Here is a 15,259-nt window from a genome sequence, read left to right on the forward strand (position 1 = left end):
AGATCCTCCCCGGGAGTAGCCGGCTCCTCGCGACCACCGCGAGTACCGGGCACTGCCGCGAGGGCAGCATCCCAATATTCGAGACTGTCATCTTCGAATGTGGACCCCGCTCGGGCGGGCGGGCAGAATCGACGGCACGGAGAGGAGAGCCCCGATGAGCAAGTACACCCACGGTCATCATGAGTCGGTGCTGCGTTCGCATCGGCAGCGCACGGCCGCCAACTCGGCCGCGTACCTGCTGCCCCAGCTGGGTCCGGATCTCTCGCTGCTCGATGTCGGGGCCGGCCCCGGGACCATCACCGTGGACCTGGCGGCGCGGGTGGCCCGGGTGACGGCCACCGAGATCGGTGAGGCGGAGCTCGCGCTGTCGCGCGAGCTCGCCGCCGAACGCGGGGTGACCGGTATCGAGTTCAGCGTCCAGGATGTCCACGCCCTGACGTTCGCCGACGCGTCGTTCGATGTCGTGCACGCGCACCAGGTGCTCCAGCATGTCGCGGATCCCGTTGCGGCACTGCGGGAAATGGCGCGCGTCGCGCGGCCGGGCGGGCTGGTCGCGGCGCGCGACGCCGATTACGCGGGATTCGTCTGGTGGCCGCGACTACCCGAACTCGACGAGTGGCTGCGGCTGTACCGCACCGCCGCGCGCGCCAACGGCGGCGAGCCCGACGCCGGGCGCCGGCTGCTGTCCTGGGCCCGGGCCGCCGGGCTGACCGATATCGTCGCGACGTCGTCGACCTGGTGTTATGCGACTCCCGACGAGCGCGAGGGGTGGGGCGGCATGTGGGCGGACCGGATCCTCGAATCGGCGCTGTCGCGGCAGTTGGTCGACTCCGGCCTCGCCACCACCGCCGACCTCGAGCGCATCAGCCGCGCCTGGCGTCGGTGGACGGACGCCGAGGACGGGTGGATCTCGTTGGTGCACGGCGAAATCCTCGCCCGGGTCTGAGCGGCTCAGCGGGAGCGGACGCTGTCCAGCGTCCGCGCCAGGAAGTCGGCGAGCACGCCGTCCCGGTTCGCCCAGTCGTTCATCGTGGTCAGCAGGGCGTACAGCCCGAGGAGGAAGAAGACCGCGCTGTTCATCGGCTGCACCTGTGCGCCGACCTCGCCGCGGTCCTGCGCCGCGCCGATCTCGCGGGCGATCAGGACGATGACGGCGTGGTTCTCGCTGTCGTCGACCGGTGGCCGGGTCTGGGAGAAGTGCAGCGCCAGCAGATCCCGGAACAGGGCCTGGCCGAGGCGCCGCTCGAGTCCGAGCACCCGCCGGACCGTCTCCGCGAGGATCGCCGCGAGATCGCGGTGCTGATCGGCGAAGCGGTTCAGCTGGGCCGCGATCCGATCCTCCTCGCGGTTCTCCAGTTCGAGCAGCACATGTTCCTTGGTGGGGAAGTGGAAGTAGAAGGTGCCGTGGGCGACGCCCGCGGCGGTGACGATGGCGCTCACGTCCGCCTCAGCCATCCCGGCCCGCTTGAACTCGGCCATCGCGGCGCCGAGCAGGCGTTCGCGGGTCTGCATGCGCTTGACCTCGCGCACCGACGGCCCGTCCGTCACCATCGCCGCCATCCCCTCTCCGTGCGGACCCCAGCCGGTCCTCCGCACAGTATCGCGCAGACACCTCGGGGCAATCGCTGGGTACCGCGGGACGGCGGGGCTATTTCGGTGTCGCGTGCGCGGCGGCGTCGCGGGCCGCGCGCTGGTCGTGGATGCGAACCAGTTCCCGGAAGCCCAGCCGATGGTAGCCGGGCGTGGGCTGGACACCCCACCGGTCCTGGGCCTTGTCCTTGGCCCGCGCGCCCTCCGGCGGTCCGAGGATCGGGTAGGGAACCTGGCATTCCTGGGTGTCGTCGGAGTATTGGATCTTGCGCAGTTCACTACAGATCTGGGTGAGGCTCAGGGTCGGGTAGCCGTAGTAGACGGCCATGAACGGCAGCGTGAACGCGCCTTCGACGACCAGGGCGACCAGGCAGATCAGGGTCACGCGCTGGATCCATGTGTGCATGTTCGCGTAGTAGGGGGTGGTCCCGGCCGGGAGATCCTGGGCCACAGCGTCTTTCGCGGCAGGTGAGGTGGTCACGGCAGTGCTCCGATGCGTTCAGTCGGTGAAGATCTCGCGGTTCACCGTGTGCAGGTACGGGATCGCCAGGAAGGGGCTGATATAGAAGATGTCGTAGAGCCACCAGCCCACGACCGGGAAGATGGTGCCGCGGAAGCGGACATCGGCGTACATGGTCATGTTGAACACGTAGGCGCACCAGATCACGATGCCCATCCAGCAGGTGACGATCATCCACTGCTGGCCCCAGCGCTTCATCTGGAGGAAGCCGATCGCGGCGGCGACCCGCATCGAGAACACGGTCAGGATCAGGCCGTACACATAGGATTTCTCGCCCGGCCCGGAGGCGCCGCCGACCCACATCTCGTTGTAGTGCCAGAAGTAGCCGCCGTCGAACATATCGCCCCAGCCGACCAGCAGCACCCGGCTGAGCAGGGTGTGGTTGGCGACCATGTCCATGGCCCAGCCCAGGCTGTTGAGACAGCCGTCGATGAGCACCAGATAGCCGAGCAGGGTGACGATCATCGGCCGCACCGACAGTCCGGCGCGCAGGGCGCGGCGTTGTAATACCACGCCGCGCAGGAAGATCGGCAGTCCGATGATGCCCGGCGCCCACATCCCCATCAGGGCCGCGCCGGTGATCATCCACTTGTCGGCCGTGCGTTGCGCGCGGCGGGAATCGTCCTCGTGTACCTCGAGGGTCACAGGTCCCACCACCCTCGGGCGAAGGACATGTAGAGCTGAATGCCGAACATCGTCAGCAGGAAGCCGTAGATGACGATCTGCAGGACGATCAGCGCCCGCTTCCTGCCCTGTTCCTGTCGATCCATGCCGATTCCTTTCCCGTACTCAGGACGTTGTCGTGGTGTCGGCGGGTTGCAGTGTGGCGGCGGCGATTTCGCGCAACCCGTCGATGATCGCCGCGTCGGTACTCGTCGGAGCGAGGATGCAGGCCTCGGCGGCGTCGGATTCCGTTGCGCCGGAGGCGATCAGCCGGGCTGCGGTCACCAGTACCCGGGTCGAGGGCGGCTCGAAGTGGAAGGCCCGATCGGCGGATCGAACTGCGTTGGCGCAGCGCACGAGTCGCTGCGCGACCGGCAGCGCGACCGAGGTCTCCGCGACGATCGTCGCCGCTTCCGCATCCGCTGGCAGATAGTCCATCGCGATGGTGACGAAGCGTTGCCGGAACGAGGGTTTGAGCTCCTTGAACGAGCTGCGGTAGGCCGGGTTGTAGGAGCCCACCAGCATGAATGTGCACGGGGCGGTGACGGTTTCCGCGGCCCGGTCCAGATACAGCGTGCGCCGGTGGTCGGTCAGCGAGTGCAGGACGGCCAGCGAGTCCTGCCGGGCCTCGGCCACCTCGTCGAGATAGCAGATCGCGCCGGACTTCACGGCCCTGGTCAGCGGACCGTCGGTCCAGACGACGTCGCCACCGGTCACCAGGAAGCGGCCGACGAGATCGGACGCGGTCAGATCGTCGTGGCAACTGACCGTGACCAGGGGCCGGTGCAGCAGTTCGGCCATGTGCTCGACGAACCGCGTCTTCCCGCACCCGGTGGGCCCGGTCAGCATCACCGGGACGCCACTGCGGAACGCGTGCTCGAACAGCGCCTGTTCGTTGCCGCTGGATCGGTAGGTGCCGGTCATCGTCGTCCTGTCCCGATGGTGGTCACGGTGCGGTCAGTTCGCGGTGGACCCGGGCGAGCACCCGCGGCAGCTCGTCCACGCGCCGGATGCGCCGGGAGCGACGGGGGCCGAACACCTCCGGCAGCGGGTCGACGCGGACCGGGCCGACGCCGAGGTAGTAGATGCGGACACCCGCCCGGTCCGCCTCCTCGACGGCGTGCGCCGCGTCGGCCCAGGCGTAGCGCCCCTCGTATCCCTCGTCCGAGAGCAGTCCGTCCCCGATGACCAGCAGCAGCCGCCGTTGCGCCGGCTGCGCCAGCAACCGCGCGGTCAGGTGCCGCAGCGGTGCGCCCAGCCGGGTGTATCCGCCGGTGACCAGTCCCTGTGCGCTGGGCGGGACGAAACGCCGGTCGGTGAAGTTCTTCAGGCAGCGGACCTCCACCCGGTGCCGGGTGTTGCCGGTGAACACGAAGACGCCGTGCCGTTCCCGGGCTCGGGTCATGGCGCTGGACAAGGCGTCCGCGCAGGCCAGTTCCAGCCGGAAGGCCTCCCCGCCGCGCATCCCCAGCGACGAGCTGCCGTCCAGGAGTACGGCGGTGGTGACGTCCCGGTCGGCGCGCGCCAGATCCCGGAACACCCGCGGCTGGGCCGCCGCGCCGGTCAGCGCATCGATGTAGTGGCCGACGTAGCGATCGACGTCGAGGTCCGCGCCGTCCTCCAGCCGTCCGGTCATCGCACGGTGGGTGTGCTGCTCGAACCAGTGGCGCAGATCGCTTGCGGCCGAGGTCTGTTCGGGAATCCGCGCGGCGTCCGCGCGTTCCACGACGGCGACGTGATCGCGCCGGAAACTCTGTGTCCACATGTTCCATTCCGGGTAGGGGATGCCCGGCCGATGCTCGGGGGTGAGGTCGGGATCGTTGTCGTCCGGGCGGCTCGGCGGCGGTGGATTCCGGTTGGGCGCACCGCCGTCCCCGCCCACCGGCACCGACCAGGGCCGCGGCCGCGGCCGCCGCCGCCGCGATCCGCTGGTCCACGGCAGGCGGCCGCGGGTGCGCCGCAGTCGCTCCAGCGCCCCGCCCGGCCCGGCGGCGGACAGCGGCAGCGCGCCGAGCAGCGGAGGCGGATCCAGCGGCCGGTCGCTGCCGGCCAGGGCGATCGCGCGATCGAACATCGTGGCGGCGGCCATGTCCTCGGCCTCGGGTTCCAATTCGGGTAGCGCCCTGCGGAATTCGCTAAGCAGGCCGGGCCAGCGCGACGCGATCCAGCCCAGCGCCACCCCGGCCTCGACATAGACCAGCGCCCGCAGCTCCCGAGCCGGCAGCTCGCCGAGCCGATATCCGGCGATGCGCTCCTTCGACGGTGAACATTGCAGCGCCACAGCGCATGTCACGGTCCGGCGAGTCCAGTCCGGGGCAATCGGATAGGGAACGTGGACCACGGTCAGCGTGGCGTCGAGTCCGAAGCGCCGCCGCGCGCCGGTCACCAGCCGCGCGCCCGCCCGCCGGGTCTCCCCGAACGCCACCGCGGTGATCCCGCAACTGCGTTCGAGGGCGGTCGCCGCCGCGGAGGCCGGCGCGGTCACGGCCGGACACCGCCGCCGGCCGCGCTCAGAATGTGCCCAGCCTGCTGAACATCCAGTACCAGAACGCGATGATCAGCGCGGTGCCGCCGTACGCGGCGAGATAGCGAACGCCTTCCCAGAGCCATGACATGGCCGAACCTCCTCGGTGATGTGCGGTGACGAACCTCGCCGGCCGCCGCAGTGTGTGCACCGGCCCGGTCACGGGTCGCGCGAACACTTTCGGGCGCAATCACTTCCGCGATGGCGATGCGGTCGTTCGAACGGCTGTATGCACAGATGAGCATGCGCGCCTTACCCTTTCGCGTCCGCAAGCGAAGCCCTGCGGTCGGGGAGGTCGTCGTCTCGTCTGCTAGTTGTAGAGCATTTTACTGACTCGAGTCAATAGGATTGGTGTCAAGAAATCAGGAAATCAAGCATATCTGTTGCAGTACAACATATTCAGATACATCCTGAATGCCGATGCCGTAGATACAGTAGTCTCTGGTCAGCGACACTCGGAGCGAGCAGGGCCAACACCGAACAACCGATCCACCCGACAGGAGATCGCCATGACCGACCGGCTCGCCGTCACCGGCATGGCCCGCGCCCTGGCCGCCGAACTCGGCAGACACGACATCCGGGTCAACAGCGTGCACCCCGGACCGGTCAACACCCCGATGGGCACCACCGACATGGCGGCCGCCATCAGCCGCGCACTGGACACCTTCCCGCGACTGGCGAACATGAACACCCCCTTCCTGTCCGGCTGGGTCTCCGAACCGGAGGATGTCGCGGACGCCGTCTGCTGGCTGGCCTCCGACGAATCGCGCTACGTCACCGCCGCACAGATCCCCGTCGACCAGGGCCTCACCCAGTACTGACCGGCCCCCGGCTGCATCAGCGCAGCGTGAAGTACGCCGTGCTGACCGCCCCGGCGATCAGGCAGTAGACGGCGAACGGGGTGAGGGTTCTGGTTTCGAACCTGTACGTGAGAACCATACCGTCCCTGTCGACGAGTGATTGCCGGGTCGCTGGGCCAGCCTGGCAAGCTGTCGCTGAGAGCACGCTGAGATCGTGCCGCGACCGGGGTCAGAGCTGCTCGGCGGCCACCGGTCCGGGGTCGACCATCCGGTAGCCGACACCGCGCAGGGTCTCGATGCTGTTGCGCCCGTACGGTGCATCGATCTTCTTGCGCAGATATCCCACGTAGACCTCGACCACGTTCTCCGGTCCGTCGTAGTGCGCGTCCCACACGTTCTGCAGGATCTCGGTCTTGGTGACCGCGATTCCCTTGTGCCGCAGGAAGAATCGGAGCAGACCGAATTCCCGCGGGGTCAGCGTGAGCAGATCGCCGCCGCGGTGGACGGTGCGCTGCGCCTGATCCAGCACCAGATCGTCCGCACGCAGCAGGGCCGGTTGCTGGGGAGTCGCCCGGCGGCGCAGCAAGGCGTGCAGCCGGGCGATCAGGACCACGAACGAGAACGGTTTGGTGAGGTAGTCGTCGGCGCCCAGTTCCAGCGCGTCGGCCAGGTCGTAGTCGCCGTCCTTGGCCGTCAGCACGAGCACCGGGGTGCTCACGTCCCGGGCGCGCAGCCGCCGCACCACCTCGTAGCCGCTGAGCTGCGGCAGCATGATGTCCAGCACGATGACGTCGAACGGATTCTCCCGCGCCAGCCACAGCCCCTCGGCGCCGTCACGGGCGGTCTGGACCACGAAACCCTCCAGCTCCAGCCCGCGCCGGAGCGTCTGCGCCAAGCGCACCTCGTCCTCCACCACCAGCACCCGCACGGCCCCAGCATGCCAGACGGCGCCGCCGGGCCCGTCCGGGCGGACCCCGGGCCGTGGCGGCGCCGCGCACGAGAAATCTCCGGCCGCGCCGCGGTTCACCCGTTGCCGAGGACGGGAGCGGCCGCCGGAGGTGTTCGGCCGGAACGCATCTCGACCGAGGGCGGTGATAAAGGCTGTGAGAGTGCGGGTTTCGGTCGCCGGGTCGGGACTGTGGGCCCGCACGGCGCCCGGACGCTGACGAGTTCTCGCTGTGACGACGCTGAGGAAGCCCACACAAGACCGCTCACGGCGCGAGCGGCAGCCGGACCCGCAATCGCGCGCCGCCGAGCGGGGAGTCCTCGACGTGGATCCGGCCGTGATGTGCGGCAACGATTTCGGCGGCGATGGCCAGGCCGAGTCCGGTGCCGCCGCTGTCCCGGGATCGGTCGTCCTGGAGCCGCACGAACCGCTCCAGGATCCGGTCCCGTTGTGCGACAGGCACTCCGGGCCCGTCGTCGTCGACGACGAAATCGACGTGATCACTGGACTCGATGAGCGACACCAGGATTCGCTTGTTCGCGTGAGTGATCGCATTGTCCAGCAGATTGCGCAGCAGCCGGGTCAGCGCGTGCGGGTCACCGATCGACCGGACCGGCGGCAACCGCGTCCCGATCCGCAGCCCGCGCCGGCCGCGGACCGCGGCGACCACCGTGGCGGCGATGTCGTCGAGGTCGACATCGGTGCGGCGCAGCGTCATTCCGCGTTCGTCGGCGGCGGCCAGGGTGAGCAGATCCTCGATCAGCTGCTGCATCCGGATCGCCTCCGGCAGCAGCGCACCGGTGAACAGCTGCTCGTCGGCGGCCTCGGGATGGCTGACCGCCAGGTCCAGACCAGCGCGCAGGGTGGCCAGCGGACTGCGCAATTCGTGCGAGGCGTCCGACAGGAACCGCTGCTGCGCTCGATGCGCGGCCTCGATCCGCACCAGCATCTCGTTCATCGTGGTGGCCAGTCCGGCGATCTCGTCGCGCGACGGCGGCACCGGCACCCGTTGCGACAACTCACCCGCGCCGATCTCGGCGACCCGCGCGCGGATCTCCTCCACCGACCGCAACGACCGTCCGACCAGCCCGTAGGTGGCGGCCGCGGCCGCGAGCACCACCAGCGGGCCGCCGAGCGCCAGCGCGATCGCCACCTCGTGCAACGCGTCCTCGACCGGCTCGCCGCTGACCACCGCCAGCACCGTCAGCTGCCCGTCCGGGCCGGTCACCTGCCGCGCGGACACCCGCATGTCGTTGTCGCCGGGCGCCTCCCACCCGGTGACCGTCCCGGACGGCAGCGTCATCCGGCCCAGCCCGGCGGATTCCGGCGATTCGAGCAGCACAGCGCCGGTGCTGTCGAGAACGCGCACCGCTTCGATGCGCCCGGCGGTGGACAGCAATCCCGGATCCAGTCCCGCCACCGGCGTGGTGCGCAGCCGGCCGGTGATCTCGCCGACGCGCGCCACCGCGAACGAATCGACCGACCCGTACAGCGACCGGTACAGCATGGCCATCATCACGATCCCACCGAACAGCACCACCACCGCGACCACGCCCGCCGCGGTGAGCGCCGACCGTACCCGCAGGCCCCACCGCGCCGGGCTCCACAGCATCGCGAGATCCATCACGGCGCCATTCTCGAGCAGTCCCCGGCCGAACGCACGCACGATCTCAGCGTGTTCACAGCACCGATCGGTGACAGTGGCCGCGTGCAACATCTGATCGTCACCTACGGCCCGGCCGCGATCTTCCTGCTCATGGTCGCGGAGTCGGCCTGTATCCCGATTCCCTCGGAGGTCACCATGCTCCTCGGCGGCGCGCTGGCCGCCGGGGCGGTCGGCGGCTCCCACCCCGATCTCGCCACGGTGATCGCCGCCGGCACCCTCGGCAACGTCGCGGGCAGCTATCTCGCCTGGCTGGCCGGGCGCTTCGGCGGCCGACCGGCCCTGTACACCCTGGCCGGCTGCCTGCCGTGGACCGCCGCCCTGGCCTTCGCCGGATACGGCGTCGGCGCCAACTGGCACCACCTCGAACAGACCCTGCGCGGACCCAGTTATCTCGTCGCGGCGGTGGCCGCGCTCGCGATCGCGGTGGTCGTGCACCGCCGCCGTCGCGCCGAGCGGGCCATCGACCGAGCCTGACCGGCGGCAGCGGCGCTCCTGTTGGCCATCTGTACAAGAATGATATTCTCGTACAGCAGCCGGTCGTGATTGTCGAACAGAAGGACACCCTGTGAAAGCGGTAGGTCAGCGGTCCCTCGGCGGACCCGAGGTCCTGGAGACCGTCGAGGTGCCGTGTCCGGCACCGCGGGCCGGGCAGGTGCTGATCCGGCTGGGTGCGACCTCGGTGAACCCCGCCGACTGCAAGCTGCGCGCCGGGGCGGTGACCTTCCTGGGCGAGCCACCGTTCACCCTCGGCTTCGACGTCTCCGGCACGGTCACCGAGATCGGCGACGGCGTGACCGAATTCCGTTCCGGCGACGAGGTTTTCGGTATGGTGCACAGCCGCACCGGCACCTACGGCGAATATGTCCTCGCCCGCGCGGACAGCCTGGCCGCGCGGCCGGCGAGCCTGGATCACGTGCACGCCGCGGCGCTGCCGACCGCGGCGCTGACGGCCTGGCAGGCCCTGGAACTGGCCGGGCTGCGGGCCGGCGAGCGCATCCTGATCCACGCGGCCGCCGGTGGGGTCGGGCACCTGGCCGTCCAGTTCGCCGCCCTGCGGGGCGCGCACGTCGTCGGGACCGCTCGCGCCGCCAACCACGACTTCCTGCGTGACCTCGGCGCCCACGAGCTGATCGACTACACCACAACCGATTTCACCACGACCATCGCCGATGTCGACGTCGTGCTGGATCTGGTCGGCGGCGGGTACGGGTCCCGCTCGCTGCGGGTGCTGCGCACCGGCGGACGCTATGTGACGGCCCAATCGTCGGACGCCGGTGACGATCCCCGCGCCGCCCGGGTGACCGGCCGGCCGTCGCCCGCGGACCTGACGGCGATCGGAAAGCTCGTCGACGCCGGCCTGGTGCGGGTCCGGATCGACCGGGTGCTGTCGCTGGCGGAGGCCGCCGAGGCGCATCGCCTCAGCGAATCCGGCCGCGTCCGTGGGAAACTCGTGCTCACCCCCTGGTGATCGGCGGACCGTCCGTCTCCGCACCGGCCAGTGGCTCGACCCGGTCGAGATAGTCCTCGACCAGGTCGATCATCTCCGCGTGACCGGTGACGGTGCCGAAGCTCTCCTCCAGCTGGATCATCCGGGGGACGGCCGACATCAGGAACACCACGGCCGCGGGCACCCGCTCGTCGGCCGCCAGCCCGTAGCGCCGCAGGGCGGGTACGAGTGCGGCCACCAGGGCCTGCCGCAGGCGCTCACCGCCGCGGCCGATCACCGGCCCGACGGCCTTGCGGTGGTTGGCCAGTGCCATGAATTCGAGCAGTAGCGCGGCGCCGGCCTTGTCGTTGGCGTAGGCCCAGATCGCGCGCAGCGGCCGGTCGGCGCCGGCGGCCCGCTCCAGCCGCCGCACCAGATCGTCGGTGCCCGCTTCCAGGATCTCCACGAACAGGTCGTCCAACACCGGGAAGTAGTACTGGACCAGGCCCGGGGTCACCTGCGCGCGAGCGCCGACGCTGCGGTAGGTGACGGACGCGTACCCCTGCTCCAGCATGAGATCCGCGGCGGCCCGGACGATATCGGCCCGGGTCTGCGAACTGCGCGACCCGACCCCGCGCGCTCCCGGCATCGGCTACCTCCGCTCCGGCTGCCCGGCGGCCGCCGCATCCGGGACCGGCACGTCGCCCCAGCGGGCGGGGGCGGGTGAATCCGCTTGCAGCGGGCGCTGATATGACAGATCTCCGGTGTCGCGCGTGCCCTTGGGATATCCCTGTCCGGTGAAGAACGGCGAGTGCAGCACCCGCGCGTCGGCGGTGAACATGACCTCGACGGTGGAGCGCCGTAATGCGATGCGCCAGTGCCCGTTCCGGCGTTCGAGCCGATCCAGGTAGCGACCGCTGACGAATTGCGCGGTGCGGCCGTCGGCGCCGAGCAGAACCACGATCGAGTAGCTCTCGGCGTGCGCGGTGTCGCCGTCGATCTCGCAGCTGTGGGTGGTGATGTTGTGGGTGTGCACCTGCGAGGTGGCGGCGTGCGCGGCATTGGCCCAGTCCGCGTAGTCGGCGCCGGTGTTGGTGGCGTTGCCGTGCTGGTCGCTCGCGTCGGGATGGTATGCGCTGCTGATCAATTCGGCGTCGTGCCGATCGCAGCCGCGCGCGTGCCGGGCGACGCAGTCGAGGATCTCCGCCCGATCCTCCAGGCGCCGCAGCCGTTGTTCGAGATCCGTCGTACCGGCAGCCATCCGCCCGTCCTCCTTGTTGCTCATCTGTACAAGAATACAATTCACCTCCTCGGAGAGGAAGCTTTCGAAGGTCGGCGGGATCAGGGGTCCCGGTAGTAATCGTGCGAAAAACAACGACAATGGCTTGACCAGCGGTGTGTGACTCGCAGCGATATGTGGCGGTGTTCTCGCACTCTCAGGTGGCGCTGATGACGAGGGCGCTGCGGGCAAGCGTCGAGGACGGCGATAGTACCTGTGGGTCCGGTGTTGATGTGTCGCCGCTGCCCAGAGCAGATCCGGTGGATAGGACCGGCTCGCCCTCGATAGGTTCGCCGTATGGAGATCGTATCTGTGTTGCCGCAGCTTGCAGCGCTGCGGTTTGCCGAGGTGAACGACCTCAATGTCTATGTGTGGAACGACGGAGCAGAGGTGACGCTGATCGACAGTGGTCTGCCCGGCACCGCCGGCGAGATCGAAAACGGGCTTCGTGCATTGGGTTTCGCCTGCGACCAGGTGCGGCGGGTGGTTCTGACCCATGCCCACGACGATCACATCGGTTCGGCGGCCGATCTTGCCGAGTGGGGAGCCGAGATCTGGGCCCATTACGCCGATGCCGATATCGTGCGGGGTGAACGCCGGCCGCCGGCCCCGCTGCTGCGCGACTGGGAACGCCCGATCGCCGACGCCCTGGCACCGGGCCCACGGCCGCGGCCGGCCCCGGTGCACCGCGAACTGCGCGGCGGTGAGGTGCTCGACTTCGGGGCCGGAGCCGAGGTCCTGGCTGTCCCCGGTCACACCGAAGGCAGTATGGCGTTGCATCTGCCGCGCCACCGCGTGCTGTTCACCGGTGACACACTGGCCAACGTTCGTGGTGCCACCATGGCGGGCGTGTTCAACCTCGACAGCACCGCCGTCGAAGTAGCCGCCCACCGGCTGACCGACCTGGATGCCGACGTCGTCTGTGTCGGCCATGGTGACGTACTGACCGCAGCGGGCCTGCGGGCGTGGCGGAGTCGGCGGCCGAAACCCTGATGCGGGCCACGCCACAGCTGCGGACAAACGCGTGACCTTTCCCGTCGGCGCCACCCGACATCGCGAAAATACCGTCGGTCATCACCGCGAGTCACACATCACCGCCGACGTCGTCGAAACCGCCCGCAGCACCCTCGTCATCGGCGCCACCTGACGGCAACTCGCAGCGATAAGTGGCGGTGTTCTCGCACACCAGCGGTGATTCCGTGATGCGACGATGCCCTCGCCACGGTGGGGCGCTTGGGGTTGGGTCGGAAACGATCGTCTGTGACCCGATCCGCACCGCCGCGGGCGCGATCGCGAATCCGCAGGTCAGCCCGAGCATGATTTGGGACAGAACCCGTGTGCGTTATCTACGGGACGAAACCGGACCTGTCAGCCCTTTGTTGGACAGTTCGGGGCATGGCTCGGTTCGGATACGCGCGGGTCTCCACCCGCGGGCAGAAAGACGACTCCCAGCTCGATGCGCTCAACGCGGCTGGCTGCGAGCGGATCTGGGTGGACAAGGCCTCCGGCAAGCTCGCGCGGCGGCCGGAGTGGGACAAGTGCTTCGAGCATCTGCGCCGGGGCGACGAGCTGGTGATCACCCGGCTGTCGCGGCCGTTCCGTTCGGTGCGGCACATGACCGAACTCGCCGCCCGGCTCGACGAGCGCGGTATCGACCTCATCGTGCTCAAACAGGGCATCGACACCACCACCCCGGCTGGGCGGTTCCTGTTCCACGTCATCGCCGCGATGGACGAGATGACCGCCGACTTGATCAGCGAGGGCACCCTCGAGGGCCTCGAATCCGCCCGTGCCCGAGGCCGGGTCGGCGGCCGGGCACCGAGCATGACTGCGTTGCAGGTGCTCAAAGCGCGGGAGATGTACGACGAACTAGACGAGCGCGGAAAACGCAAATACACCGTCGATCAGATCGCCGAAACCTTCTCGGTGTCCCGGAAAACTATCTACCGCAACCTCGAACGCGACAGCCACCCGCGGAACCGGCACCAATAGGACTGTGGCAGTTCAGATTCCGGTTCATCCGGCGGTGTCGGCTTTCCCGCCGCCGTGTGGTGTGAGCGCGGCGGCGACGAGGACGGCCAGGAGTGCCAGCAGGACGGCGAGTGCGAGGAGTCCGGCGTTGAGCGTGGCGGCGACAGCGATCGCGCCGACGAGCAGCGGGCCGCCGGCGTCGCCGAGTTCGCGGCCGATCTCGGCGGCACCCAGGGTCTGGCCGAGCCGTTCCGGTGGTGTGGTGGTGGCCAGGTACGCGAATCCGATCGGGGTCACCAGCCCGGTCCCCGCGCCGATCACGAACGCCGCGACCAGCATTCCCGCGATCCCGGGAACCACGGTGGCCGCGGCCATGCCGATTGCGGCCAGGACCAGCCCGGCCGCCATCGTCGCGCCGTCGCGCAGCCGCCCGGCATCGCGAGCGCGGCCGACGCGCGGCTGGACGAGCGCGGCGGTGGCGGCCAGCAGCGATACCGCCGCGCCGGTGGCTAGCGGACCGAGGCCGTGACCGGCCCCGATCACGGGAAGAAACCCGATCCCGACCGCCAGGGCCGCGGTGGCCCCGGCGAGAGCGACGGTGGGGCGCAGAAAGTTCGAACTGCCCAGGCGCCGCACCAGATCCAGCACGGTCTGGCGGGCGCGCGGCAGCGCGGGAACGGTGGGAACGGTGATCGCCGCCCAGCCCGCGACCATGATGGCGAGAACGGTGAGGACGGCGAACAGCAGGTTGTAGCCGCCGATCGTGATCAGGACACCGCCGAGGAGGGGGCCGAGGGTGTAGCCGAGCCCTTTCCAGGCGCCGTATCCGCCGAACGCGCGGCCGTGACCGCCGCTGGGGGTCAGCCGCGCCACCATCGCCCCCGCCGCCGGGGAGAACGCCGCCGCGGCGGTGCCTTGACCGAGCCGGGCGAACCCGACGAGGGCAGGGTTGCCCGCCAGGACGAACGCCGCCGACGCGACCGCGAACGCGATCAGCCCACCGAGTAGCACCGGGCGCGGGCCGATGCGGTCGGCCAACGTCCCGAACACGGGTTTGAGCAGTATCTCCGCGCCGTCGTAAACCGCCAGCAGCAGGCCCAGGGTCAACAGGCTGGCGTGCTCGGAACGGGTGTAGCCGCCGAGACTGGCCGCGATACTGTGCGCGCCGAACGCGGTGACGAACCCGGCCGCATACAGCGGCAGCAACCGCGCCCGTGGCACGACGGCCTGTTCTGCCGGTGGCGTACTCATCGTGAGTTCTCCTGCGCGGCAGTCGATTGCGCGGTGATCAGGATTCGCAGTGGGGTGTGGGTGAGCTGTGTGAGCAGCCAGCGCAGCGCGGGCCGCGCCAACCAGAACCCGGCCAGGCTCACGACCGCGCCCAACACGAGCCCGGCGAGTACGTCCTGGGGGTAGTGGGCGGCGATGTAGACACGGGTAAAAGCCATCAGCAGCGCCGCCACTGTCGCCAGGACGCTCAGACGCCGGTCCACCAGCCACAGACCGGCCGCGACCGCGCCGGCCATCATCGCGTGATCACTGGGGAACGACCCGTCGGTATTGCAGTGCAACACCACGATGTCGTGCAACGCGTTGCACGGGCGGGTCTCGTTCACCGCACCCGAGATCGGCTGGTTGATCGCCAGCGCGGCGAGCGCACCGAGCGGCGCCCACACGGCCGCGACCATTTTCTCTCGGCTCACTTGCCGAAGGGCGACCCACCACCCTGCCAGCAGCAGGATCGCGAAGAGCGCGACGCCGTAGTTCGCATAGCCGGACATGATCGGGTGCAGCCACGGTGTGTTGCGGGCGAAGTCGTTGATATCGAGGAAGATTCGCGTATCGAGGTTCATCGGTCGGTTTCCTGGTCTCTC

General features: G+C 69.5%; 18 protein-coding genes and 2 pseudogenes. 7 read left to right on the forward strand and 13 right to left on the reverse strand.

Translation table 11 applies throughout. The features are described from left to right. Window positions 1-154: 154 nt before the first annotated feature. Entirely contained in the window at window positions 155-946 is a 792-nt protein-coding gene (locus LBW94_RS06215) for a class I SAM-dependent methyltransferase (RefSeq protein ID WP_225060831.1), read from the forward strand. 5 nt (window positions 947-951) lie between these two features. Here LBW94_RS06215 and LBW94_RS06220 read toward each other — a convergent pair whose 3' ends face one another. The 6 genes from LBW94_RS06220 to LBW94_RS06245 all read right to left on the reverse strand — a co-directional run bounded on the left by LBW94_RS06220 (window position 952) and on the right by LBW94_RS06245 (window position 5,258). After that, complete coding sequence (locus tag LBW94_RS06220) at window positions 952-1,551, reverse strand: TetR/AcrR family transcriptional regulator (protein WP_225060898.1); 600 nt, start codon at window positions 1,549-1,551, stop codon at window positions 952-954. 97 nt (window positions 1,552-1,648) lie between these two features. After that, window positions 1,649-1,996 carry a hypothetical protein gene (locus tag LBW94_RS06225; protein WP_255634947.1) on the reverse strand — a complete coding sequence of 116 codons (348 nt, stop codon included), beginning with the start codon at window positions 1,994-1,996 and terminating at the stop codon, window positions 1,649-1,651. A 93-nt stretch (window positions 1,997-2,089) separates the two neighbouring features. Continuing rightward, the gene (locus LBW94_RS06230; RefSeq protein WP_225060897.1) at window positions 2,090-2,695 is read right to left on the reverse strand and encodes a hypothetical protein; all 606 of its coding nucleotides are present in this window, start codon (window positions 2,693-2,695) and stop codon (window positions 2,090-2,092) included. 56 nt (window positions 2,696-2,751) lie between these two features. Further along, on the reverse strand, window positions 2,752-2,880 hold the full coding sequence (locus LBW94_RS06235; RefSeq protein WP_255634933.1) for a hypothetical protein: 129 nt from the start codon (window positions 2,878-2,880) through the stop codon (window positions 2,752-2,754). A 19-nt stretch (window positions 2,881-2,899) separates the two neighbouring features. Further along, a complete protein-coding gene (locus tag LBW94_RS06240) occupies window positions 2,900-3,697 on the reverse strand; it encodes a CbbQ/NirQ/NorQ/GpvN family protein (RefSeq protein ID WP_225060829.1) in 798 nt (265 codons plus the stop codon). A 22-nt stretch (window positions 3,698-3,719) separates the two neighbouring features. Further along, on the reverse strand, window positions 3,720-5,258 hold the full coding sequence (locus LBW94_RS06245) for a nitric oxide reductase activation protein NorD (RefSeq protein WP_225060828.1): 1,539 nt from the start codon (window positions 5,256-5,258) through the stop codon (window positions 3,720-3,722). Between the two features lie 563 nt (window positions 5,259-5,821). Between LBW94_RS06245 and LBW94_RS06250 the strand changes: the two are divergent. Then, window positions 5,822-6,118, forward strand: a pseudogene (locus LBW94_RS06250) (SDR family oxidoreductase); the annotation flags it as partial. A 16-nt stretch (window positions 6,119-6,134) separates the two neighbouring features. Here LBW94_RS06250 and LBW94_RS06255 read toward each other — a convergent pair. From LBW94_RS06255 to LBW94_RS06265, 3 genes and pseudogenes are all read right to left on the reverse strand, one after another. Next, window positions 6,135-6,230: pseudogene (locus tag LBW94_RS06255) on the reverse strand (undecaprenyl-diphosphatase); the annotation flags it as partial. Window positions 6,231-6,326: 96 nt separating this feature from the next. Further along, entirely contained in the window at window positions 6,327-7,025 is a 699-nt protein-coding gene (locus tag LBW94_RS06260; RefSeq protein ID WP_225060827.1) for a response regulator transcription factor, read from the reverse strand. Window positions 7,026-7,308: 283 nt separating this feature from the next. Beyond that, window positions 7,309-8,667, reverse strand: coding sequence for a sensor histidine kinase (locus tag LBW94_RS06265; RefSeq protein ID WP_266270085.1), 1,359 nt, complete (start codon window positions 8,665-8,667; stop codon window positions 7,309-7,311). Window positions 8,668-8,718: 51 nt separating this feature from the next. Here LBW94_RS06265 and LBW94_RS06270 point away from each other — a divergent pair, with 51 nt between their 5' ends. Both LBW94_RS06270 and LBW94_RS06275 read left to right on the forward strand, forming a co-directional pair. Further along, window positions 8,719-9,183 carry a DedA family protein gene (locus LBW94_RS06270; protein WP_225060825.1) on the forward strand — a complete coding sequence of 155 codons (465 nt, stop codon included), beginning with the start codon at window positions 8,719-8,721 and terminating at the stop codon, window positions 9,181-9,183. Window positions 9,184-9,274: 91 nt separating this feature from the next. Then, window positions 9,275-10,177 (forward strand): NADP-dependent oxidoreductase, encoded by a 903-nt coding sequence (locus LBW94_RS06275; protein WP_225060824.1) that lies wholly within the window; start codon window positions 9,275-9,277, stop codon window positions 10,175-10,177. Here the strand turns inward: LBW94_RS06275 and LBW94_RS06280 are convergent. Continuing rightward, window positions 10,164-10,784 (reverse strand): TetR/AcrR family transcriptional regulator, encoded by a 621-nt coding sequence (locus LBW94_RS06280; RefSeq protein WP_225060823.1) that lies wholly within the window; start codon window positions 10,782-10,784, stop codon window positions 10,164-10,166. The genes LBW94_RS06275 and LBW94_RS06280 overlap by 14 nt on opposite strands. Window positions 10,785-10,787: 3 nt before the next feature. Next, complete coding sequence (locus LBW94_RS06285) at window positions 10,788-11,420, reverse strand: nuclear transport factor 2 family protein (RefSeq protein WP_225060822.1); 633 nt, start codon at window positions 11,418-11,420, stop codon at window positions 10,788-10,790. A 291-nt stretch (window positions 11,421-11,711) separates the two neighbouring features. Here LBW94_RS06285 and LBW94_RS06290 point away from each other — a divergent pair, with 291 nt between their 5' ends. The 3 genes from LBW94_RS06290 to LBW94_RS06300 all read left to right on the forward strand — a co-directional run bounded on the left by LBW94_RS06290 (window position 11,712) and on the right by LBW94_RS06300 (window position 13,406). Then, the gene (locus tag LBW94_RS06290) at window positions 11,712-12,407 is read left to right on the forward strand and encodes an MBL fold metallo-hydrolase (protein WP_225060821.1); all 696 of its coding nucleotides are present in this window, start codon (window positions 11,712-11,714) and stop codon (window positions 12,405-12,407) included. Between the two features lie 31 nt (window positions 12,408-12,438). After that, on the forward strand, window positions 12,439-12,561 hold the full coding sequence (locus tag LBW94_RS06295; RefSeq protein ID WP_255634932.1) for a hypothetical protein: 123 nt from the start codon (window positions 12,439-12,441) through the stop codon (window positions 12,559-12,561). Between the two features lie 248 nt (window positions 12,562-12,809). Beyond that, window positions 12,810-13,406: a recombinase family protein gene (locus tag LBW94_RS06300; RefSeq protein ID WP_225060820.1), complete on the forward strand. Its 597-nt coding sequence runs from the start codon at window positions 12,810-12,812 to the stop codon at window positions 13,404-13,406. A 24-nt stretch (window positions 13,407-13,430) separates the two neighbouring features. Here LBW94_RS06300 and LBW94_RS06305 read toward each other — a convergent pair whose 3' ends face one another. Next, a complete protein-coding gene (locus LBW94_RS06305) occupies window positions 13,431-14,636 on the reverse strand; it encodes an MFS transporter (protein ID WP_225060819.1) in 1,206 nt (401 codons plus the stop codon). Continuing rightward, window positions 14,633-15,238: a phosphatase PAP2 family protein gene (locus tag LBW94_RS06310; protein WP_225060818.1), complete on the reverse strand. Its 606-nt coding sequence runs from the start codon at window positions 15,236-15,238 to the stop codon at window positions 14,633-14,635. Before LBW94_RS06310 ends, LBW94_RS06305 begins: the two co-directional genes overlap by 4 nt. Window positions 15,239-15,259: the final 21 nt, after the last annotated feature.

Origin of the sequence: Nocardia sp. alder85J, assembly GCF_020176955.2 — a bacterium.
Classification (GTDB): domain Bacteria; phylum Actinomycetota; class Actinomycetes; order Mycobacteriales; family Mycobacteriaceae; genus Nocardia.